General features: G+C 59.9%; 14 protein-coding genes and 1 pseudogene. 11 read left to right on the forward strand and 4 right to left on the reverse strand.

Annotated features, from left to right (window positions below):
- Positions 1-3 precede the first annotated feature (3 nt).
- Positions 4-705, reverse strand: a complete 702-nt coding sequence (locus OH720_RS17840) for a response regulator transcription factor (protein WP_180206645.1) — start codon at positions 703-705, stop codon at positions 4-6.
- 292 nt (positions 706-997) lie between these two features.
- Here OH720_RS17840 and OH720_RS17845 point away from each other — a divergent pair, with 292 nt between their 5' ends.
- The 3 genes from OH720_RS17845 to OH720_RS17855 all read left to right on the forward strand — a co-directional run bounded on the left by OH720_RS17845 (position 998) and on the right by OH720_RS17855 (position 6,036).
- Complete coding sequence (locus OH720_RS17845) at positions 998-2,155, forward strand: efflux RND transporter periplasmic adaptor subunit (RefSeq protein ID WP_272602260.1); 1,158 nt, start codon at positions 998-1,000, stop codon at positions 2,153-2,155.
- 15 nt (positions 2,156-2,170) lie between these two features.
- Positions 2,171-5,269, forward strand: coding sequence for an efflux RND transporter permease subunit (locus tag OH720_RS17850; RefSeq protein WP_272602261.1), 3,099 nt, complete (start codon positions 2,171-2,173; stop codon positions 5,267-5,269).
- Between the two features lie 125 nt (positions 5,270-5,394).
- The gene (locus OH720_RS17855) at positions 5,395-6,036 is read left to right on the forward strand and encodes a DUF1345 domain-containing protein (protein WP_272602262.1); all 642 of its coding nucleotides are present in this window, start codon (positions 5,395-5,397) and stop codon (positions 6,034-6,036) included.
- Here OH720_RS17855 and OH720_RS17860 read toward each other — a convergent pair.
- Positions 6,025-7,749: a fibronectin type III domain-containing protein gene (locus tag OH720_RS17860; RefSeq protein ID WP_272602263.1), complete on the reverse strand. Its 1,725-nt coding sequence runs from the start codon at positions 7,747-7,749 to the stop codon at positions 6,025-6,027. The genes OH720_RS17855 and OH720_RS17860 overlap by 12 nt on opposite strands.
- A 250-nt stretch (positions 7,750-7,999) precedes the next feature.
- Here OH720_RS17860 and OH720_RS17865 point away from each other — a divergent pair.
- From OH720_RS17865 to OH720_RS17890, 6 genes and pseudogenes are all read left to right on the forward strand, one after another.
- Positions 8,000-8,458 (forward strand): annotated as a pseudogene (locus tag OH720_RS17865) (LysE family translocator); the annotation flags it as partial.
- Positions 8,459-8,589: 131 nt separating this feature from the next.
- Positions 8,590-9,618: a LacI family DNA-binding transcriptional regulator gene (locus OH720_RS17870; protein ID WP_272602264.1), complete on the forward strand. Its 1,029-nt coding sequence runs from the start codon at positions 8,590-8,592 to the stop codon at positions 9,616-9,618.
- 103 nt (positions 9,619-9,721) lie between these two features.
- Positions 9,722-10,504: a sugar phosphate isomerase/epimerase family protein gene (locus tag OH720_RS17875; RefSeq protein WP_272602265.1), complete on the forward strand. Its 783-nt coding sequence runs from the start codon at positions 9,722-9,724 to the stop codon at positions 10,502-10,504.
- Complete coding sequence (locus OH720_RS17880; RefSeq protein ID WP_272602266.1) at positions 10,497-11,471, forward strand: sugar kinase; 975 nt, start codon at positions 10,497-10,499, stop codon at positions 11,469-11,471. Before OH720_RS17875 ends, OH720_RS17880 begins: the two co-directional genes overlap by 8 nt.
- Before the next feature lie 122 nt (positions 11,472-11,593).
- On the forward strand, positions 11,594-12,889 hold the full coding sequence (locus tag OH720_RS17885) for an MFS transporter (RefSeq protein ID WP_272602267.1): 1,296 nt from the start codon (positions 11,594-11,596) through the stop codon (positions 12,887-12,889).
- A gap of 14 nt (positions 12,890-12,903) precedes the next feature.
- Complete coding sequence (locus tag OH720_RS17890; RefSeq protein WP_272602268.1) at positions 12,904-13,881, forward strand: 2-hydroxyacid dehydrogenase; 978 nt, start codon at positions 12,904-12,906, stop codon at positions 13,879-13,881.
- Between the two features lie 156 nt (positions 13,882-14,037).
- On the opposite strand, the gene OH720_RS17895 is transcribed toward OH720_RS17890, so the two are convergent.
- Positions 14,038-15,225, reverse strand: coding sequence for a pyridoxal phosphate-dependent aminotransferase (locus OH720_RS17895; protein WP_272602269.1), 1,188 nt, complete (start codon positions 15,223-15,225; stop codon positions 14,038-14,040).
- Positions 15,226-15,568: 343 nt separating this feature from the next.
- On the opposite strand from OH720_RS17895, the gene OH720_RS17900 reads away from it, so the two are divergent.
- Together OH720_RS17900 and OH720_RS17905 are read left to right on the forward strand one after the other, a co-directional pair.
- The gene (locus tag OH720_RS17900) at positions 15,569-15,853 is read left to right on the forward strand and encodes a LuxR C-terminal-related transcriptional regulator (protein WP_272602270.1); all 285 of its coding nucleotides are present in this window, start codon (positions 15,569-15,571) and stop codon (positions 15,851-15,853) included.
- Positions 15,854-15,904: 51 nt separating this feature from the next.
- Positions 15,905-16,654: a response regulator transcription factor gene (locus tag OH720_RS17905; RefSeq protein WP_272602271.1), complete on the forward strand. Its 750-nt coding sequence runs from the start codon at positions 15,905-15,907 to the stop codon at positions 16,652-16,654.
- A 56-nt stretch (positions 16,655-16,710) separates the two neighbouring features.
- Here the strand turns inward: OH720_RS17905 and OH720_RS17910 are convergent, their stop codons facing one another.
- Positions 16,711-18,723 carry an RHS repeat domain-containing protein gene (locus OH720_RS17910; protein WP_272602272.1) on the reverse strand — a complete coding sequence of 671 codons (2,013 nt, stop codon included), beginning with the start codon at positions 18,721-18,723 and terminating at the stop codon, positions 16,711-16,713.
- Between the last annotated feature and the right edge of the window lie 194 nt (positions 18,724-18,917).

Here is an 18,917-nt window from a genome sequence, read left to right on the forward strand (position 1 = left end):
GCTTCAGCATTCCCACTCGGATCGACTGAACAGATAACCCTTGCCCCACACGGTCTTGATCTTGCGGGCCTCGCCGGCATTGTCGTCGAACTTGCGCCGCAGCTTGGAGATGGCCACGTCCACCGAGCGGTCGGTCCCGTTGAACTCGATGCCGCGCAGGCGCTGCAGGATCTGGTCGCGGCTCAACACTTCGCCGGCATGCCGGGCCAGCACCACCAGCAGGTTGTACTCGCCGCTGGACATCTCCACCGGTTGCCCGCGCCAGGTCACCGTGCGCTCGGACAGGTCGATGCACAGGTTGCCGATGAGGATGCGGTCATTGGCCGCCAATGGCTCGGCGAGGCTGCTACGCCGTAGCAAGGTGCGCACCCGGGCCAGCAGCACCCGGGGTTCGCAGGGTTTGGTGACGTAGTCGTCGGCGCCCATTTCCAGGCCCAGCACCTGGTCGTGGCTGTCGTCGCGGGCGGTGAGCATGAGGATCGGCAAGGTTGCCGAGTCGGCGCGCAGCAACCGGCAGACTTGCAGGCCATCGAGACCGGGCAGCATCAAGTCGAGGATCACCAGGTCCGGTGGCGTGAGCCGTGCGCGCTCGCGCACCTGATCGCCTCGGGTGATCACGTTGACGGAGTAACCGTTGCGTTCCAGGTAGCTGGCGATCAGCTCGGCGAGTGCGGTGTCGTCTTCGACCAGGAGGATGTTGGGCATGGGGTGTTTTCCGGCAATGCTGTGGCGTCAGTCAGGCCCTCTTCGCGGGCAAGCCCGCTCCCACAGTGATTGATGGTGTACACATAATTTGTGTTCACATCGGACCCTGTGGGAGCGGGCTTGCCCGCGAAGGCGGCATCACAGGCGCAAAAGGAATCAAGCTGCAAAGGATATACGCCCCGGCACACACCTGAGCAAAACCCTTACACAATTTCACACAGCACCAACAAAGCTTCACCGCTACCATCGCCGTCGCCCAGTAGGATGCTGGGGGTCACTATTGGGGTCATTCATGTCAAAGAATCCGCTTGCCAGGCTCAGCCTGATAGCACTGGCGTTGGCGCTGGGCGCGTGCGACAAGTCCTCGGTCGCCGAAGAGCAGCCGCCGTTGGCCAGCGTTCGCATCGAAACCATCGAAACCCGCCCGCTGTCGATCAGCAGCGAACTGACCGGGCGCATTGCCGCCCCGCGCATGGCCGAGGTACGCGCCCGGGTCGCAGGCGTGGTGCTGCAACAAGCCTTTCGCGAAGGCAGTGACGTGAAAAAGGGCGAGGTACTGTTCCGTATCGATCCGGCGCCCTTCAAGGCTGACCTCGACAGCGCTGAAGCGGTACTGCGCAAGGCCGAGGCCAACGCGTTCCAGGCCAGACTGCAAGAGCAGCGTTACGCCCAGTTGATCGATGACAAGGCCATCAGCGGCCAGGACTATGACAACGCACGGGCCAACGCCCGGCAAACCGCCGCCGACGTGGCCGCCAGCAAGGCGATGGTTGAACGCGCCCGGCTGAACCTTGGCTACGCCACCGTCACCGCGCCGATTTCCGGACGCATCGGCCGCGCGCTGGTCACCGAAGGCGCGCTGGTCGGGCAGAACGAAACCACGCCCCTGGCGCTGATCCAGCAACTCGATCCGATCCATGCCGACCTGACCCAATCGACCCGCGAACTCAACGACCTGCGCCGGGCGTACCGCTCCGGCCAGTTGCAGGAAGTCGGTCAAGGCCAGGCCAAGGCCACCCTGATCGAGGACGACGGTAGCCTCTATCCGTTGCCCGGCAAGCTGCTGTTCACCGACATCACCGTCGACCCGGGCACCGGCCAGGTCATCCTGCGCAGTGAATTCCCCAACCCGGATCTCGACCTGCTGCCTGGCAGCTTCGTGCGCGTACGCCTGGAGCAAGCGGTCAACCAGCAAGGCATCAGCGTGCCGCAACGGGCCATCCAGCGTGACAGCGCCGGCATCGCCCAGGTGTTGCTGCTCGATGCAGAACAGCGCGTCAGCCAGCAGCCGGTCGAGCTGGGGCCGGTGCAGAACGACCGTTGGGTCGTCACCGGCGGGCTGAAACCGGGCGATCGCATCGTCATCGAAGGCCTGCAACACGCCCGTCCCGGCGAAAAAGTGCAGATCGACGACACCCCTCTCCCCCTTGCCCAGGTTTCTGGCCAGTAAGCAGGACGCTTGTTTATGCCGCAGTTCTTTATCGACCGCCCGGTGTTTGCCTGGGTGGTCGCCCTGTTCATCCTGCTGGCCGGCGCCCTGGCCATCCCGCAGTTGCCGGTGGCGCAATACCCCAACGTGGCGCCGCCGCAGGTGGAAATCTATGCCGTGTACCCCGGCGCCTCGGCGCAGACCATCGACGAAAGCGTGGTCAGCCTGATCGAGGAAGAGCTCAACGGCGCGGACAACCTGTTGTATTTCGAGTCCCAGAGCAGCCTGGGCAGCGCGACGATCAAGGCCACGTTCCAGCCGGGCACCAACCCGGAACTGGCCCAGGTCGATGTGCAGAACCGCCTGAAAGTGGTGGAGTCACGCCTGCCCCAGGCGGTTAACCAGCAAGGTTTGCAGGTGGAAAAAGTCTCCTCCGGCTTCCTGCTGCTGATCACCCTGACGTCCAGCGACGGCAAGCTCGACGAAACCGCGCTCAGCGATTACCTGGCGCGCAACGTGATGAACGAGATCAAGCGCCTGGACGGCGTCGGCAAAGCCCAGCTGTACGGCGCCGAACGTGCCATGCGCATCTGGATCGACCCTCGCAAGCTGATCGGTTTCAACCTGACGCCGGCTGACGTCAATGCCGCCATCGCCGCGCAGAACGCCCAGGTCTCGGCCGGCAGCATCGGCGACCTGCCGACCCGCGGCACCCAGGAAATGACCGCGACCATCCTGGTCAAGGGCCAGCTGTCGACCCCGGAAGAATTCGCCGACATCGTGCTCAAGGCCAATCCCGACGGCTCCACCGTGCGCATCTCCGATGTGGCGCGGGTGGAAATCGGCAGCCAGGAATACCAGTTCGGCACGCGCCTGAACGGTAAGCCGTCGACCGCCGTCAGCGTGCAACTGGCGCCGAGCGCCAACGCCCTGAACACCGCGACCCTGGTGCGGGCGAAGATGGATGAGCTGGCGCGTTATTTCCCCGTCGGCGTCGAATACAAGATTCCGTACGACACCTCGCCCTTCGTCAAGGTCTCGATCACCAAGGTGGTCTACACCCTGGGTGAAGCCATGCTGCTGGTGTTCGCGGTGATGTTCCTGTTCCTGCAGAACATCCGCTACACGCTGATTCCGACGTTGGTGGTACCGGTCGCGCTGATGGGCACCTTTGCCACCATGTTGGCGTTGGGTTACTCGATCAACGTACTGACGATGTTCGGCATGGTGCTGGCGATCGGCATCCTGGTGGATGACGCGATCGTGGTGGTGGAAAACGTCGAGCGGATCATGGTCACCGAAGGGCTGTCTCCCAAAGAGGCGACGCGCAAGGCGATGCAGCAGATCACCGGGGCAATCATCGGCATCACCCTGGTGCTGGTGGCGGTGTTCATTCCCATGGCGTTCATGCAGGGCTCGGTCGGGGTGATCTACCGGCAGTTTTCCCTGTCGATGGCCACCTCGATCCTGTTCTCGGCTTTCCTCGCCCTGACCTTGACCCCGGCCCTGTGTGCGACCTTGCTCAAGCCGATCGCCAAGGGCGAGCATCATGAAAAACGCGGTTTCTTCGGCTGGTTCAATCGTAGCTTTGAGCGACTGACCGCGCGCTATCAATCCTGGGTCGCCTATGCGCTCAAGCGCACGGGGCGCTACCTGTTGATCTATGGCGCGCTGCTGATCGGCCTGGGGATTTGCTTCGCTCGCCTGCCCTCCTCGTTCCTGCCGGTGGAAGACCAGGGCTACACCATCACCGACGTGCAACTGCCGCCAGGTGCCAGCAAGAACCGCACGGTGGCGGTGGTCGAGCAGATCGAGGCGCATAACGCCGGGGAGCCTGGGGTTGGCGACAGCACGGTGATCCTCGGATTCAGTTTCTCCGGCAGCGGGCAGAACGCGGCATTGGCGTTCACCACGTTGAAAGACTGGTCCGAGCGTGGCAGCGACGACTCGGCCAGCTCGATTGCCGACCGTGCCAACATCGCCCTCAGCCAGATCAAGGATGCCGTGGCGTTCTCGGTGCTGCCCCCTCCGGTGGACGGCCTGGGCACCTCCAGCGGCTTCGAGTTTCGCCTGCAGGATCGCGGCGGCCTCGGCCATGCCACGCTGATGCAGGCACGCACCGAATTGCTTGAGGCAGCCGAGAAAAGTCCGATCCTGATGAACGTACGCGAAAGCGCCCTGGCCGAAGCGCCCCAGGTGCAATTGATCGTCGACCGCAAGCAGGCCAACGCCCTGGGCGTGTCGTTCGCCGAGATCAGCAACGTGCTGTCCACCGCCGTTGGCTCGACCTACGTCAACGACTTCCCCAACCAGGGGCGGATGCAGCGGGTCGTGGTCCAGGCCGAAGGCGACCAGCGCAGCCAGGTGGCCGACCTGCTGAAAATGCACGTGCGCAACAACGCTGGAAAAATGGTGCCGCTGTCGGCCTTCGTCCAGGCCAAATGGACCCAGGGCCCGGCGCAGCTGACCCGCTACAACGGCTACCCGGCGATCAGCATTTCCGGGGAACCGAAACCTGGGCATAGCACCGGCGAGGCCATGGCCGAAATCGAACGGCTGGTTGCGCTGGGGCCGATGGGACTGGGCCAGGAATGGACCGGCCTGTCCTTGCAGGAACGGCTGTCCGGCAGCCAGGCGCCGATCCTCTTGGGTTTGTCGTTGCTGATCGTGTTCCTGTGCCTGGCGGCGCTTTACGAGAGCTGGTCGATCCCGACTTCGGTGCTGCTGGTGGTGCCGCTCGGCGTGCTCGGCGCAGTACTCGCCGTGACGTTGCGCGGGATGCCCAACGACGTGTTCTTCAAAGTCGGGCTGATCACCATCATCGGCCTGTCGGCAAAAAATGCGATCTTGATCATCGAGTTCGCCAAGAGCCTGTACGACGAAGGCCACGACCTGATCGACGCCACCCTGCAAGCGGCGCGCCTGCGGTTGCGGCCGATCGTCATGACCTCGCTGGCGTTCATCCTCGGCGTGGTGCCGCTGGCGATCGCGACCGGCGCAAGCTCGGCAAGCCAGCAGGCTATCGGCACCGGGGTGATCGGCGGAATGATCACTGCAACACTCGCAGTGCTGTTCGTGCCGGTGTTTTTTGTGGTGGTGATGAAGCTGGTGCGCAAGCGCCATAAAGATCGATAACCGACGCCACAAAACCATGTGGGAGCGAGCCAGCTCCCACAATGGATGTGATCGATCCAGGATGGTGGTCACACCTGACGGCGTTAGGCTAAGGTGCTTTCAACGCACTGACTCATCGAGCCTCCATGCCCTACCTCACCCACACCCACCCTCGCCTGTCCGCCGCCACCACCCTCGGCGTCGCGGCAGGCATCCTGGCCCCCTCCGACTCGATCATCGGCAAAATCCTCATCGGCTGGAACGTCGGGGTCTGGACCTATCTGCTCCTGATGTTCTGGCTCACCGTGCGCTCCAAGGCAACCGATGTGAAACGCATCGCCGAGATCGAAGACGAAAACGCCGGGCTGGTGCTGTTGGTGGTGTGCATCGCGGCGATTGCCAGCCTGGCGACCATCGCCTTCGAGCTGGCGGGCAGCAAAGACCTGGAAACCACCCGCAAGCTGCTGCACTACGGCTTCACGGCGTTTACTGTCATCGGTTCCTGGTTGCTGATCGGGGTGATTTTCAGCGTTCACTACGCGCGACTGTTTTACACCTGGGATGGCAAGGAACCGGCGCTACGTTTCGCCGAAGGTTTGACCACACCCAACTACTGGGACTTTCTGTACTTCTCGTTCACCATCAGCGTGGCGGTACAGACCTCGGATGTCGGTGTAGCAACCCGTGATTTGCGCAAAATCGTACTGGCACAGTCGTTGATCGGTTTTCTGTTCAATACGGCGATTCTAGGGTTTTCCATCAACATTGCCGCGGGACTATTTGGATGACGGCAGCGCTGTTGCCTGGGTAAATTCAAGGTTGGTCGGCACGCTCGTTGACTCGCCTTCAACGATAACGTTGACAGTCACTGGCTCGGAGACGTTTGCCAACGGATCCATGGCGCATACCTCGAAGGTATACATGCCGGGCAGAAGATTAACGACAGTGTAGGTATTAAGCCTCGTGCTATCAAAGTACTCACGATTGTTATAGATAACGTATTCAAGTACATCGGTTTCATCTTCTGCAGCGTCCCAGCCCAATGTGACCGAATCGGCGCTCGAATCAATGCATCTTAAATTTTCCGGACGGCTGGGTGGCGTCACGTCCTTTTGCTCATGATAAATAGTTGTTGGCTCTGACATCTTCCCTACTGAATCATAAGCAAATATTTCAATAACATATTCAGTGCCCGGAATCAGATTCCGTAGCACCGCAGAATTACTCACCATCGTGGTTTCGTAATGACCGCCGTCAAGCATGATCATTACCCCAACCGGCGGTAAGCTGCCACCCTCGGCAAGTGACCACTCCAGTCTGGCTGTCGTGGGTGCCAGGGCGGTAATGGCGGCTACCGGCGAAGGTAAAGGGTCATCCTCCGGCCCTGAGTGTCTAAACACAGTTCGCTCGCTGGGTATGGAAAGGTTCCCGTCCTTATCTTCCGCCCGTATATAGACACACTTGTATTTGCTGGGGCCTGTTCGAAGAATGCAATGGGTATTCACGGTAGTAAAAACACGTATACCGTTGAGCACTACCCTGTACCCGGTAACACCCGTATTCTCGCTTGCTGGCGCCCAAGTCAACTGTGCTGAGTCATGAGTAATATCACTAACAACAGGTTTTCCGGGTTGGGTGGGCGATACGAGGTCATCCAACATGGTAGTAAACGTCGTCATTTCGGAGACTTGCAAACCCAGTTTAGCCAGGATCGTAAAGTGGAATTGATGTGGCGCTGGGCCAGGAGACAGCTCGGCAAGACTAAAGCTATAACCCAGAGGCCCGGCGGTGAACGGCTTCCCGTTAACTGTCCCCTCATGAGTGGGTAAACTCGCAAAACCAGGATCCCAGGTCAGTCTGCAGGTTCCAGCATTGTGCCGCAGCCTCAGATTGGCCGGGGCACGCAGCAAGGTCCTGAAAGTGGCCCACGCGGGATCGGACACACCTTGCTCGTTGATTGCGCAGATCTGCACTAAAAAACCGAAACTTGATTTCAAAAAACTCAAGTTGAAACGAGTCTCTTTTGTCAGGCCAACCAGAAACCCATTCAGATAAATTCCATAACGTTTGATCTCGCCACTGTCGGTCGACGGTGCCCAGGTCAATGTCGCGGATGAATACGTGATATTGCTCAGCTGTGGAGTGCCGGGCTTGTTAGGTCTGGTCTTGCAAAAATGACAGACGCTGGGCGTCGATACATTATCCCCTCCCGCTTTAGCGGTAACGTATACCAGATACTCGATATGTGTTTGCAAACCCGTTATTTCACAAGGCGGACGAACCACATGTTGTGTAGTAATGCCTTCGCCGTAGACATCATAGCCAATGGCATCTGGGCATATACTGCACGTCGCGTAGGGTTCGTCCCAAGTCAACTCGGCGGTGTTGGGTGGTTTGCGCTGTGCTCGTATATTACCGGGGGAGCAAATTCGCACCTCAGAGTTGGACACGGAATTAAATGGCTTTTCGGTCGGGCTGCCGAGGGGGTCGTAACTGCTCAAAGTGCATCTCCTCGCGCAAGTGATTCAATACAGTAAAACTGATACCTGTCGTGCGCACCACTATCAGACCTGATAGTGGTGCGGTTGGTTTGTCTGTGGTAAAGCCCATTGCACAACATCGCTTTGCTTTCGAGCGCTAAATAACCGGGCAGTCCGTCTCACAGGTGTGAAGATCAGTCAAATCAATCTTCACAATCCACGGGCTAGCGCGCCTACGGCCTGACACCGGCGCTGTATCGCAAGCGCTGCTCAAATCGCCGCGCCCCTGGTGCTGCTGGTGGGCGCTGGCGCCGGCTCCTCGCTGATTCATTGGCCCATGCTGCAAACGGCCATGCAGTGGGCTGGCGTAGCGTGGCTGAGTCATCTGGCCTGGCAGATCTTCCGAGCCCCGGCCATGTCCATCACCACCCAGCGGACCGACGACCGTCTTGGACTGCTGGGCGCGGCGAGCCTGCAGTTGATCAACCCGAAAACCTGGATGATGGCACTGGCCGCGGTCAGTGTGTTCACGGGTGTAGGCGAAGATCGGCTAGTGCATCTGGCCTACCTGTCCCTGGCGTTTTTCCTGATTTCACTGCCGTGTCTCGGGGTTTGAGCGCTGCTCGGCGCCGGTACCAGCCGCTGGTTGCGCTCACCCCGCGCGATGCAACGCTTCAATCGCTGCATGGGCCTGTTGTTGGCTTCGGCTTGGATGAGTGTGCTGGCCTGAGCGCCGCCGGTCGGTATGAATCGATTCCGGGAGAAATCGGTACTTGACGGCACATTTGCTTTTGGTGTCTCCTGAAACCGGTTTCAGCGCCATGCGCCAGCCTTATAAATCCAATAACAAGGTTTCAGACCGTGAACGATTTCTCCGCCGCCCAGCGTAGCCGCGTGACCATGCTCGACGTGGCCGAACATGCCAAGGTCTCCAAGGCCAGCGTGTCACGGTTCATTGGCGAAGACCGCGCCCTGCTTTCCGATGCCATCGCCAAGCGCATCGAACAGGCCATTGCCGAACTGGGCTACCGCCCGAACCAGATGGCCCGCGGCTTGAAACGCGGGCGCACGCGCCTGATTGGCATGCTGGTGGCTGATATCCGCAACCCCTATTCGATTGCCGTGATGCACGGGGTGGAAACCGCCTGCCGTCAACATGGCTACAGCCTGGTGGTGTGCAACACCGACCGCGATGACGAGCAGGAACGCCAGCACCTGGCCCTGCTGCGCTCCTACAACATCGAAGGCCTGATCGTGAACACCCTCGGCCATCACCGCGACGAATTGCATGAGCTGCATCGGGAAATGCCCCTGGTGCTGGTGGATCGCAAGGTCGAGCACCTCGAGAGCGACATGGTCGGGCTGGACAATCCGGCAGCCGTCGACATGGCCCTCGCCCATCTTGAAGAACGCGGGTACCGCGACGTCATGCTGGTGACCGAGCCTTTTGACGGCACCAGTTCGCGGATCGAACGGGTCAGCAGCTTCAAGGCGCGGATCGAGCAACGACCTGCACTTCGCGGGGCAATCACAGAAACCGGCAGCGAGCTGACGGCGAATCTGAAAACCTTTCTCGACACACCTGGCTCCGGCCCCAAAGCGCTGTTTTGCGCGAACGGGATTGCAGCGTTGGCCAGCACCCATTCATTGCGTGAACTTGGGTGTAACTTGTTCGAGGATGTGGGCCTGATTGCCCTGGACGACCTGGATTGGTACCCGTTGGTGGGCAGTGGCATTACCGCCCTCGCCCAGCCGACCACCGAGATCGGCGCCAGCGCGTTTGAGTGTTTGCTCAGGCGTTTGCGTGGCGAAGATGGCCCGGTGCGGACGCTGGATTTTTCGGCGCGGTTGATTGTGCGGGGGTCGACAACCTTGGGTGTTCCAACATGAGGTCCCTTTCGCGGGCAAGCCTCGCTCCTACATAGACACGGCTTCAAGATCATCGCCTATTTTTTTGAACAAAAATGAAACCGGTTTCAGAGGTAAAAAAACAATGAATAAACCCGCCGTTTCCATCAGCCTTTCCAGCTATGGCGCCGACCTTGTCCGCCAACGCGGTCAAGGCAGCTTCATCGAAATCCTGGCTCTCGCCGGCGCCACGCGCATCGAATGGCGCGAAGAATTACTGACCCGTGAAAATCCTGCGCAACTGGCCGAAGCGACGCGCTCCGAGGGCCTGGAAAGTGTGTATTCCTCGCCCATGGAGCTGTGGCTGGCCGGTCAGTCCAAACCCAACCTTGAATTGATTGCCGCCCTGCAACGGGCCCAGGCTTTTGGCGCCAGATGGCTGAAAGTGTCGCTGGGCTATTTCACCGACAACAGCGATCTGCAAACCCTCGCCCAGCTGTTGAGCGAAAGTGTCGTGCAGTTACTGGTGGAAAACGACCAGACCCTGCACGGCGGTCGCATCGAACCCTTCCAGCGTTTTTTCGATGAAGTCGAGCAGCACAACCTGCCGATCAAGATGACCTTCGACATCGGCAACTGGCACTGGCAGGACCAGTCGCCCGCCAGCGCCGCACGATTGCTCGGACGCCATGTGGGTTATGTGCACTGCAAGGCGGTGACCCGTCGCGCCGACGGCAAACTGGTCGCCATCCCGCCCGCTGCCAGCGACTTGCAACAGTGGGAAGAGCTGCTGCGGCACATGGCACAAGGCGTCATGCGCGCGGCGGAATATCCGCTGCAAGGCGATGACCTGGTGCAGTTGACCCGCGAACACGTCGCCGCCCTCGCCCACCTGGGCCAAGCGCAGCGGGAGAACGCCCATGTCTAAGATCGATATTCTGTCGTTCGGCGAAACCATGGCAATGTTCGTCGCCGAACAGGCCGGCGATCTGTCCAGTGTCAGCTCTTTCCACAAGCGCATTGCCGGGGCCGACAGCAATGTCGCCATTGGCTTGTCGCGCCTCGGGTTCAAGGTGGCCTGGTTGAGTCGGGTGGGTGCCGATTCCCTGGGCCGGTTTGTCATCGACACGCTGGAAAAGGAGGGCCTGGATTGCCGCCACGTCGACATAGACCCTGCCCATCCCACCGGTTTCCAGCTCAAGTCCCGCGCCGAGGATGGCAGCGACCCCGCCGTCGAGTACTTCCGCCGCGGTTCGGCGGCCAGCCACCTGTCGCCGCACTCGATCGCGCCCCAATTGCTCAAGGCCCGGCACCTGCATGCCACCGGCATCCCACCGGCGCTGTCGGAAAGCGCACGGCAGATGTCGTTCGAATTGATGACGCGCATGCGCGAGGCCGGGCGCAGCGTGTCGTTCGATCCGAACCTGCGCCCGAGCCTGTGGGCCAGCGAGCAACAGATGATCAGCGAAATCAACCGCCTGGCCGCCCTTGCCCATTGGGTGTTGCCGGGGCTGAGTGAGGGGCGCCTGCTCACCGGTTTCGAAGACCCGGCCGACATCGCCCAGTTTTACCTCGACCAGGGCGCCGAGGCCGTGGCGATCAAACTCGGCCCGCATGGCGCTTACTACCGCACGCACCTGGATGCCGGCTTTGTCGACGGCGTGCCGGTGAAAACCGTGGTCGATACCGTCGGTGCCGGTGATGGCTTTGCCGTCGGTATGATCAGCGCCCTGCTCGAAAACCACAGTTTTGCCGAGGCCGTGAAGCGCGCCAACTGGATTGGCAGCCGGGCGGTGCAGAGTCGTGGGGATATGGAGGGGTTGCCGACCCGGGCTGAAATGACCGCTGAATTTGAGGCCGCTGTTCGCGAGCAAGCTTCGCTCCTACAGGCCTAGCGCAGGTCCTGTAGGAGCGTGCGGGCGGCGTTCCGACTTGCCCGCGAAGGGGCCGGCACAGTCTCTGTAGATTTAAAACCGTTACCTGCTGCGACAAAAACAACAAGCTCAGGAGCATCACCATGAAAACCGCAACGCTCGCCACCCGCCGCTGGTGGTACATCATGCCCATCGTGTTCATCACCTACAGCCTGGCGTATCTGGATCGCGCCAACTACGGGTTCGCCGCCGCCTCCGGCATGGCGGCGGACTTGATGATCACTCCGGGCCTGTCATCCATGCTCGGCGCGCTGTTCTTCCTCGGCTACTTTTTCTTCCAGGTGCCGGGGGCAATCTACGCCCAGAAACACAGTGTGAAGAAGCTGATTTTCGTCAGCCTGATCCTCTGGGGCAGCCTGGCAACCCTGACCGGGATCGTCTCCAATGCCTACTGGCTGATCGTCATCCGCTTCATGCTTGGCGTGGTCGAGGCCGCGGTGATGCCGGCGATGCTGATCTACCTGTGCCACTGGTTCACCCGCGCCGAACGCTCGCGGGCCAACACCTTCCTGATCCTTGGCAACCCGGTGACCATGCTGTGGATGTCGGTGGTCTCGGGTTATCTGGTGCAGCATTACAGCTGGCGCTGGATGTTCATCGTCGAAGGCCTGCCGGCAGTGCTCTGGGCCTTCATCTGGTGGCGCCTGGCCGATGATCGTCCGTCCCAGGCCAAGTGGCTCAACGACCAGGAAAAGCAGGACCTGGAAAGCGCCCTGGCCGCCGAACAGGTCGGCATCAAGGCGGTGAAGAACTACGCCGAAGCCTTCCGCTCGCCGAAAGTCATCCTCCTGGCCTTGCAGTTTTTCTGCTGGAGCATCGGCGTCTACGGCTTCGTGCTGTGGCTGCCATCGATCCTCAAGGCCGGTGCGCAGATGGACATGGTGCAGGCGGGCTGGCTGTCGGCGCTGCCTTACCTGGCAGCGGTGATCGGCATGCTGCTGGTGTCCTGGGGCTCGGACAAACTGCAAAAACGCAAACGCTTCGTCTGGCCGCCGCTGCTGATCGCCTCGTTCGCGTTCTATGGCTCCTACGCCCTGGGCGCCGAACATTTCTGGTGGTCCTACACCTTGCTGGTGATTGCCGGCGCCTGCATGTACGCACCTTACGGGCCGTTCTTCGCGATCATCCCGGAGATCCTTCCGGCCAACGTCGCCGGCGGCGCGATGGCGCTGATCAACAGCATGGGCGCGCTGGGTTCGTTCGGCGGCTCCTACCTGGTCGGCTATCTGAACAGCTCCACCGGCTCGCCGGGTGCCTCGTACCTGTTGATGAGCGGCGCGTTGATGCTCTCGGTGGTGCTGACGATTTGCCTCAAGCCCGGCGCCAGTGACCGGGAGCGGCCCACGGTCGCATTAACCCGCACCGCTGCACACTCCTGAATTGGATGACGACAATGAAAAAGAAGGTTGTTCTGTACAAGAAACTCTCGCCGCTGCTGATGGCCCGCTTGCACGAGCAGGCCGAAGTGATCCTGATCGAAAACCTCGACGCCGATGGCCTGGCCCGATTGCGCGATGCCCTGCCCCGCGCTCACGGCTTGCTCGGTGCCAGCCTGAAGCTGGATGCCGAACTGCTCGACCTGGCACCCGACCTTGAAGCCATCGCCAGCGTCTCGGTGGGCGTCGACAACTACGACATCGACTACCTGACCGAGCGGCGCATCCTGCTGAGTAACACGCCGGACGTGCTCACCGAAACCACTGCCGATACCGGTTTTGCGTTGATTCTCGCGACCGCCCGACGCGTGGTGGAACTGGCAAACATGGTACGAGCCGGTCAATGGATTCGTAACCTCGGCCCCGCGCATTTCGGCAGCGACGTGCACGGCAAAACCCTGGGCATCATCGGCATGGGGCGCATCGGCGAGGCACTGGCCCAGCGTGGGCATTGCGGTTTCGGCATGCCGGTGATCTATCACAGCCATTCGCCGAAACCGGCGGTTGAACAGCGTTTCAATGCGCAATACCGCAGCCTGGACGAGCTGTTGCTGCAGGCGGACTTCGTGTGCCTGACCTTGCCGCTGACCGCTGAAACCGAAGGGTTGATCGGTGTTGAACAGTTTGCGCTGATGCGCCCCGAAACCATCTTCATCAACATCTCCCGGGGCAAGGTGGTGGATGAAGCGGCGTTGATCGAGGCCTTGAGTGCGGGGCAGATTCGCGCGGCGGGGCTGGATGTGTTTGAGCGCGAGCCGCTTAACCTCGACTCGCCGCTGTTGCAGATGGACAACGTAGTGGCAACGCCGCACATGGGCTCGGCGACCCATGAAACACGGGAGGCGATGGCCCGGTGTGCGGTGGACAATCTGTTGGCGGCGTTGGCGGGTGAGCGGCCGGCTAATCTGGTGAATGTGCGGGCGTGGAAGGCTTGAGGGATTTGTTGTTTGTCAGATAGCTATCGCGAGCAGGCTCGCTCCCACAGGACCTGATGCGGGCACAAATTTTGTGACCTCCACCGAACACTGTGGGAGCGAGCCGGCTCCGGGCGGCGTTCCGACGATTAGGCCGGCAATGCCTACACAAATCTGTCAGGCCCGCCGCGCCTCCAGCAGATCCATGGCACACAGCGCAATCCGCCGACAGGCATCCGCCAGTTTGCGCTGATCCACCACCAGGCCGATGCGGATATGCCCCGCCGCGCTCGGCCCGAACGCCTCACCTGCCAGCACCGACACGCCATACCCCTCCAGCAGCCGCTCGGCGAAATGCTGGGCAGACAACCCGGTCTGGCGCACGTCGGCCATCACGAACATCCCGCCGTCCGGGCGAATGGCCCGGATGCCCGGGCATTGGTTCAGGCTGGTACACACCAGGTCGCGGCGCTGGCGATATTCTTCGCGCATCATTGCCACCTCCGGCAGGTCTTCATCCAGCGCCAGCTGCGCCGCCTTCTGGACGAACTCTGGAATGCCAAACAGCATGCTCAAAGAGAGATGCTCCAGATGGTCGTTCAAGAGTTTGGGCCCGATCACCCAACCCACGCGCCAGCCGCTCATGGCGTGGGATTTGGACAGGCTGTCGATGGTCGCGGTGCGCTCGGCCATGCCCGGCAGGCTGGCCGGGCTGATGTGCTCGCCCTCGTACAGCAGATCACCGTAGACCTCGTCGCTGATCAACCACAAGTCGTGGCGCACACACAGCAAGGCCAGCTCCTGCCAGATCATCAGCGACAAACTGGCCCCAGAAGGGTTGTTCGGGCTGTTGAGCAGTATCGCCCGGGTCCTGGGGGTGATGCGGGCCGCCACATCCGCCGGATCGACCCGAAACCCGTTCTCGGGACGCACCGGCACCGGCACCACGGTGGCACCGCACGCGCCGAACACACCTTCATACGTCACGTACATCGGCTCGGCGACGATCACTTCGTCGCCCGGATCGAGCAGGCACTGCGCGACCGAGTACACCGCGCATTGCGCGCCGGGCATCACGATCACATGGTCGGCATCCACCACCTGGCCACTGCGACGCCGATGACGGCGGGCAATGCTGTCGCGCAACCCCCGACTGCCGCGCACTTGTGAGTAATGGGTGTCGCCCGCCAGCAAACTGTCGATGGCGGCCTGGATGATGGGTCTGGGTGTATCGAAATCAGGGTCGCCGACCGACAGCAGCAGTATGTCGACACCCTGTTCGCGCATTTGCAGAGCGCGGTCATGAATCTGCCAGGCCGCGGCGCCTTCACCGGCGATGCGTTGGGTCAAACCTGAATAGCGCATGTATTTCTCCAATCGCGCGAGTTCCTGAGTCAACCCTATCTCAAATCGCGCCACGCGCCACTACCGCAATGAAATCGACGAACGGATTAGGCGAAGGAAATTCAGCGATATCTCCTACAGACCTAGCCTCCTTTACTGACAGCCAGTTCCGCAGTGTCCGATTAAAGTCCACCACCTGTAATTTGTGACAGGTTCCAAGCGGGGTGATTCGCGCTATAAGGAAACCGAGCCTCCAGCCCTGAAATCAGGTGCCTGAAGGACGGCCGCGCGAACCATGCCATCAAGCTGTAGGAAGATTCCGCCGCGCCCACGCCGTCAATGATGATGAATGGGAGATTCAACTATGTACCGTGCCAATACCCTATCGGTTCGATCATCGCCAGCCCTGGCCAATCTCCAGGCGCAAGAACGCCCACAGCCTAAAGCGATCAAGCTGACGGCGCGGGAAAAGGAGCTTTTGCATTGGACTGCCGTTGGTAAATCGTCCTGGGAAATCGCGCAGATCGTCCAATGCACCGAGGCGGGTGTGAATTACCACTTTTGTAACATCCGCCGAAAATTCGGCGTGAGATCGCGCTGGATCGCCATGATGATGGCGCTGGATCTAGGCCTGATTAAGGCACCTTGAACCACGCCTCTCCAGCGGTCGACCTGTCATTGACCCCTGTTGAGACTTTTCATGAATCCGGACCCCGCACCTCGACCCCAACCGCTTGACCTCTCCCGCGCCAGTGCCTGTGACGATACGCCAGTGTCCCATGGGCAGCGCCCGAACAAAGCGCTGCGAATCATCATCGCCGACGATCATCCGGTCGTGCTGACGGGTATCGAAATGGCTCTCTCCTCCTTTGCCGATCCCACCTGTTCAGTGGTCGCCAAGGCCGAAAATGCCGATGAGCTGATCCATCATCTGCAGCACACCCCCTGTGACCTGGTGATCAGCGACTACGCGATGCCTTACGGACGCCTTCCTGATGGGCTGGCGTTGATGGGTTACCTCAAACGGCATTTCGCTCCGCTGCCTCTGATTGTAGTGACCATGTTGAGCAACCCGTCGTTATTGCAAGCACTGCTCAACATCGGAGTGAACGGTCTGTTCGATAAGCGCAGCGCCTTGAACGAGGTAAAACGGGCGGTAATCGCCGTTGCCAGGGGGCGTCGATACCTCTGCCCCACCTTTGCCGGGATCCTCGATACCCAGTCCTTGCCTGTCTTCGGTGCCAACGCTCCTTTAGTGAGTCTTACGAACCGGGAAATCGAAGTGGTCCGCTTAATTGCCCAGGGGCTGTCCGGACGACAGATTGCCGCGCAACTGAACCGCAGCGAAAAAACCATCAGCCGACAAAAACGTACCGCCATGGACAAGTTGGGACTTGGCCATGACGGTGGGTTGGTGGAGTTTGCACGGGTGAGTGGGTTGAAGCACTGAGATTCAGCACCTGATTACCCAGGCTCCTTTGGCACTAAGTGGAGCCTGGGGACCAACTACGTTTGTCGAATAGTTGTTTGCATTAAAGTACCGTCATATCTGAAGTCATCTAGAAATTTAAACTCAGCTAACACCTGAGATTCATCGGAGCTCATTTCAGGTTGGAGTGCATTCTCCCTCCTTTTTAATCGGCTACTCTCGGTATCAACTACTGCTCCACGCCTTTGCCTTGGCGGTAGTGTTGGTGATGGCACTTGACTTGGGCTTGGGCTTGAGCTTGAGCTTGAGCTGCTCAGGCTTGAGCTTGGCCTCGGAGCTCGCATTGGGACTGGTCCTGGGGCTGGTATTATGGCTGATCCCGATCTTGAACTCGCCCCCCTGGGGGTGCTGATTCTCGTCTTGGCTCCGCCCTTGGCTTGCATGCTCACACCTACAAAAAGTAGAGCCACCGAAGCAACAGTTGCGAACGCACCCACGACTTCATTCCCCTCCTTGAACGACCAGACCGCGCCCCCTGCTGCAGCCAATCCCAAAACTATCGCAATTACACTGTGCCCACTCGGGTCTTTATGCTTAATCGGGTTCCCCAAACAATACATATACGCATTCAATCCTCCCTTCCCGAACGGACTCCAACTATCCGGACTTTGAAACCGCATGAAAAAAGGATTGAACGCCCGGTAGCCATCGCCGAGTAAATAACAACCGGTTTGCGTCTCCCGCAATTCGCCGTTGTAGCCCAATCGAGCACTCACCGGTTGTTCGGAACTGCCATGCCCATAAGCCGAGTAAGCGATGTCATTCGCCAACCCCTGCCCGAGCTCGCGCAGCACGCTGTTTTTGTCATCACTGGCCAGCAGTAGGGACTTTGGGCCAGCACCTGCCTGGTGCTCGGCGAGCACGACTCCATTGGCCGTGACAAACGTGCTGCTGTTCGTCGCATCACGCAAGTTGACCAGGTTGTCGCCTTGGTAAAAACGCTGTTGTTCGCTACCACCCGTGCTTTGACTGGCCATCTTATCCAGCGAGTCATAGCGATAATCACTGGGGTCTTCGCCAGGCGAGGCGCTGACGCTGATCAAACGGCCAAGGTCGTCGTAACCAAGGCTGCGTCCAACTTCGTCATGCAACAAGTTGCCATCGGCATCGTAGTCCAGGTAGATCGTCTGTTCGGGGTCGCTCTCGAATTTACTGACCACCTTGATCAACTGAGCCGGGTCGTCTGTGGAGTAGGTATAGTTGGCACGATTTCTGCCACCGGGGGCGTTATCGGTGTCTGGCGACCACGTGTCCACCCGCAGCAAGTTATCCACTTCGTCGAATATAAACGACTGCATCTCGATAGGCCGGTTGTGAGGATCCACAGGCTGTTGAGTGCCGCTGCACTGGTAAACGAACAGGCGTCCGCGAACATCGTACTCATAGGTTTCGTCACGCAGCACCGTCTCCCCTTCCTTCAATATGCGCTGTACCAACTGGTCCACCTCGTTGTAGACCTGGCTCAGTTGTTGAGTCTGATCAGCGCCAAAATCGAACTCGCGCAGCACTTCACGCCCTTGGTCATCGTACGTCAGCTTGATTTCCAGACGCTGCTTGCCGTCGACGGTTTCAATCCATACGGTTTGGCCCAGGCTGTTGTAACAAAACTTCGAAGTCGTGGTGCCCAGTGTCGTGCTTTCAAGCTGGCCGGTCAGTTTTTTGTAGACATAGGTTTGAACCTGTTCAAGGACATCGGTGTACTTCAGCAACCGAGCCTGGCGGCTGTAGTGGTAGTACATGCTGAGCGGCGGTGCATCGGCCTGTTCCCGGGTTTCGCTTTTAATCTCACCGTTGGTGAAGTATTCCCGGGAAAGTTTAAGACCGTTTTCTTCAGTCCACTTCAGGCGAGCGTTTTGCTCATCATAGTCGTAGGTCGCAGAAATGCCGGCGGTGGTGGTCGTGCGTTGTAGCGGATCCTCGCCCAAGGCAGGAAGGTAATCATCGGTCACGGTACCGCTGTTGATATTGGCCTGCTCGCCATTATCGACAATCCGGGCGAGCGAATGCGTGCTGATCAGCAACAAGGGCATGATCGTTATCCACTTCAAGGATGAGGACAACGGCGACAATGTAAACGACGTTTTATTTTCCAAGCTAGACACCACATATCAGGAATTCAACGGTGGAGTTTGTCGTAGCCGACAACCTCCGCTTGAGCCTACAAAAGCGGCGAAGACTACCGAGACATCTCAGATTGGTATGTAGGACTTTTCCGAAGAGCACG

It is taken from the genome of Pseudomonas sp. WJP1 (assembly GCF_028471945.1).
In the GTDB taxonomy this organism is placed as follows: Bacteria; Pseudomonadota; Gammaproteobacteria; order Pseudomonadales; family Pseudomonadaceae; genus Aquipseudomonas.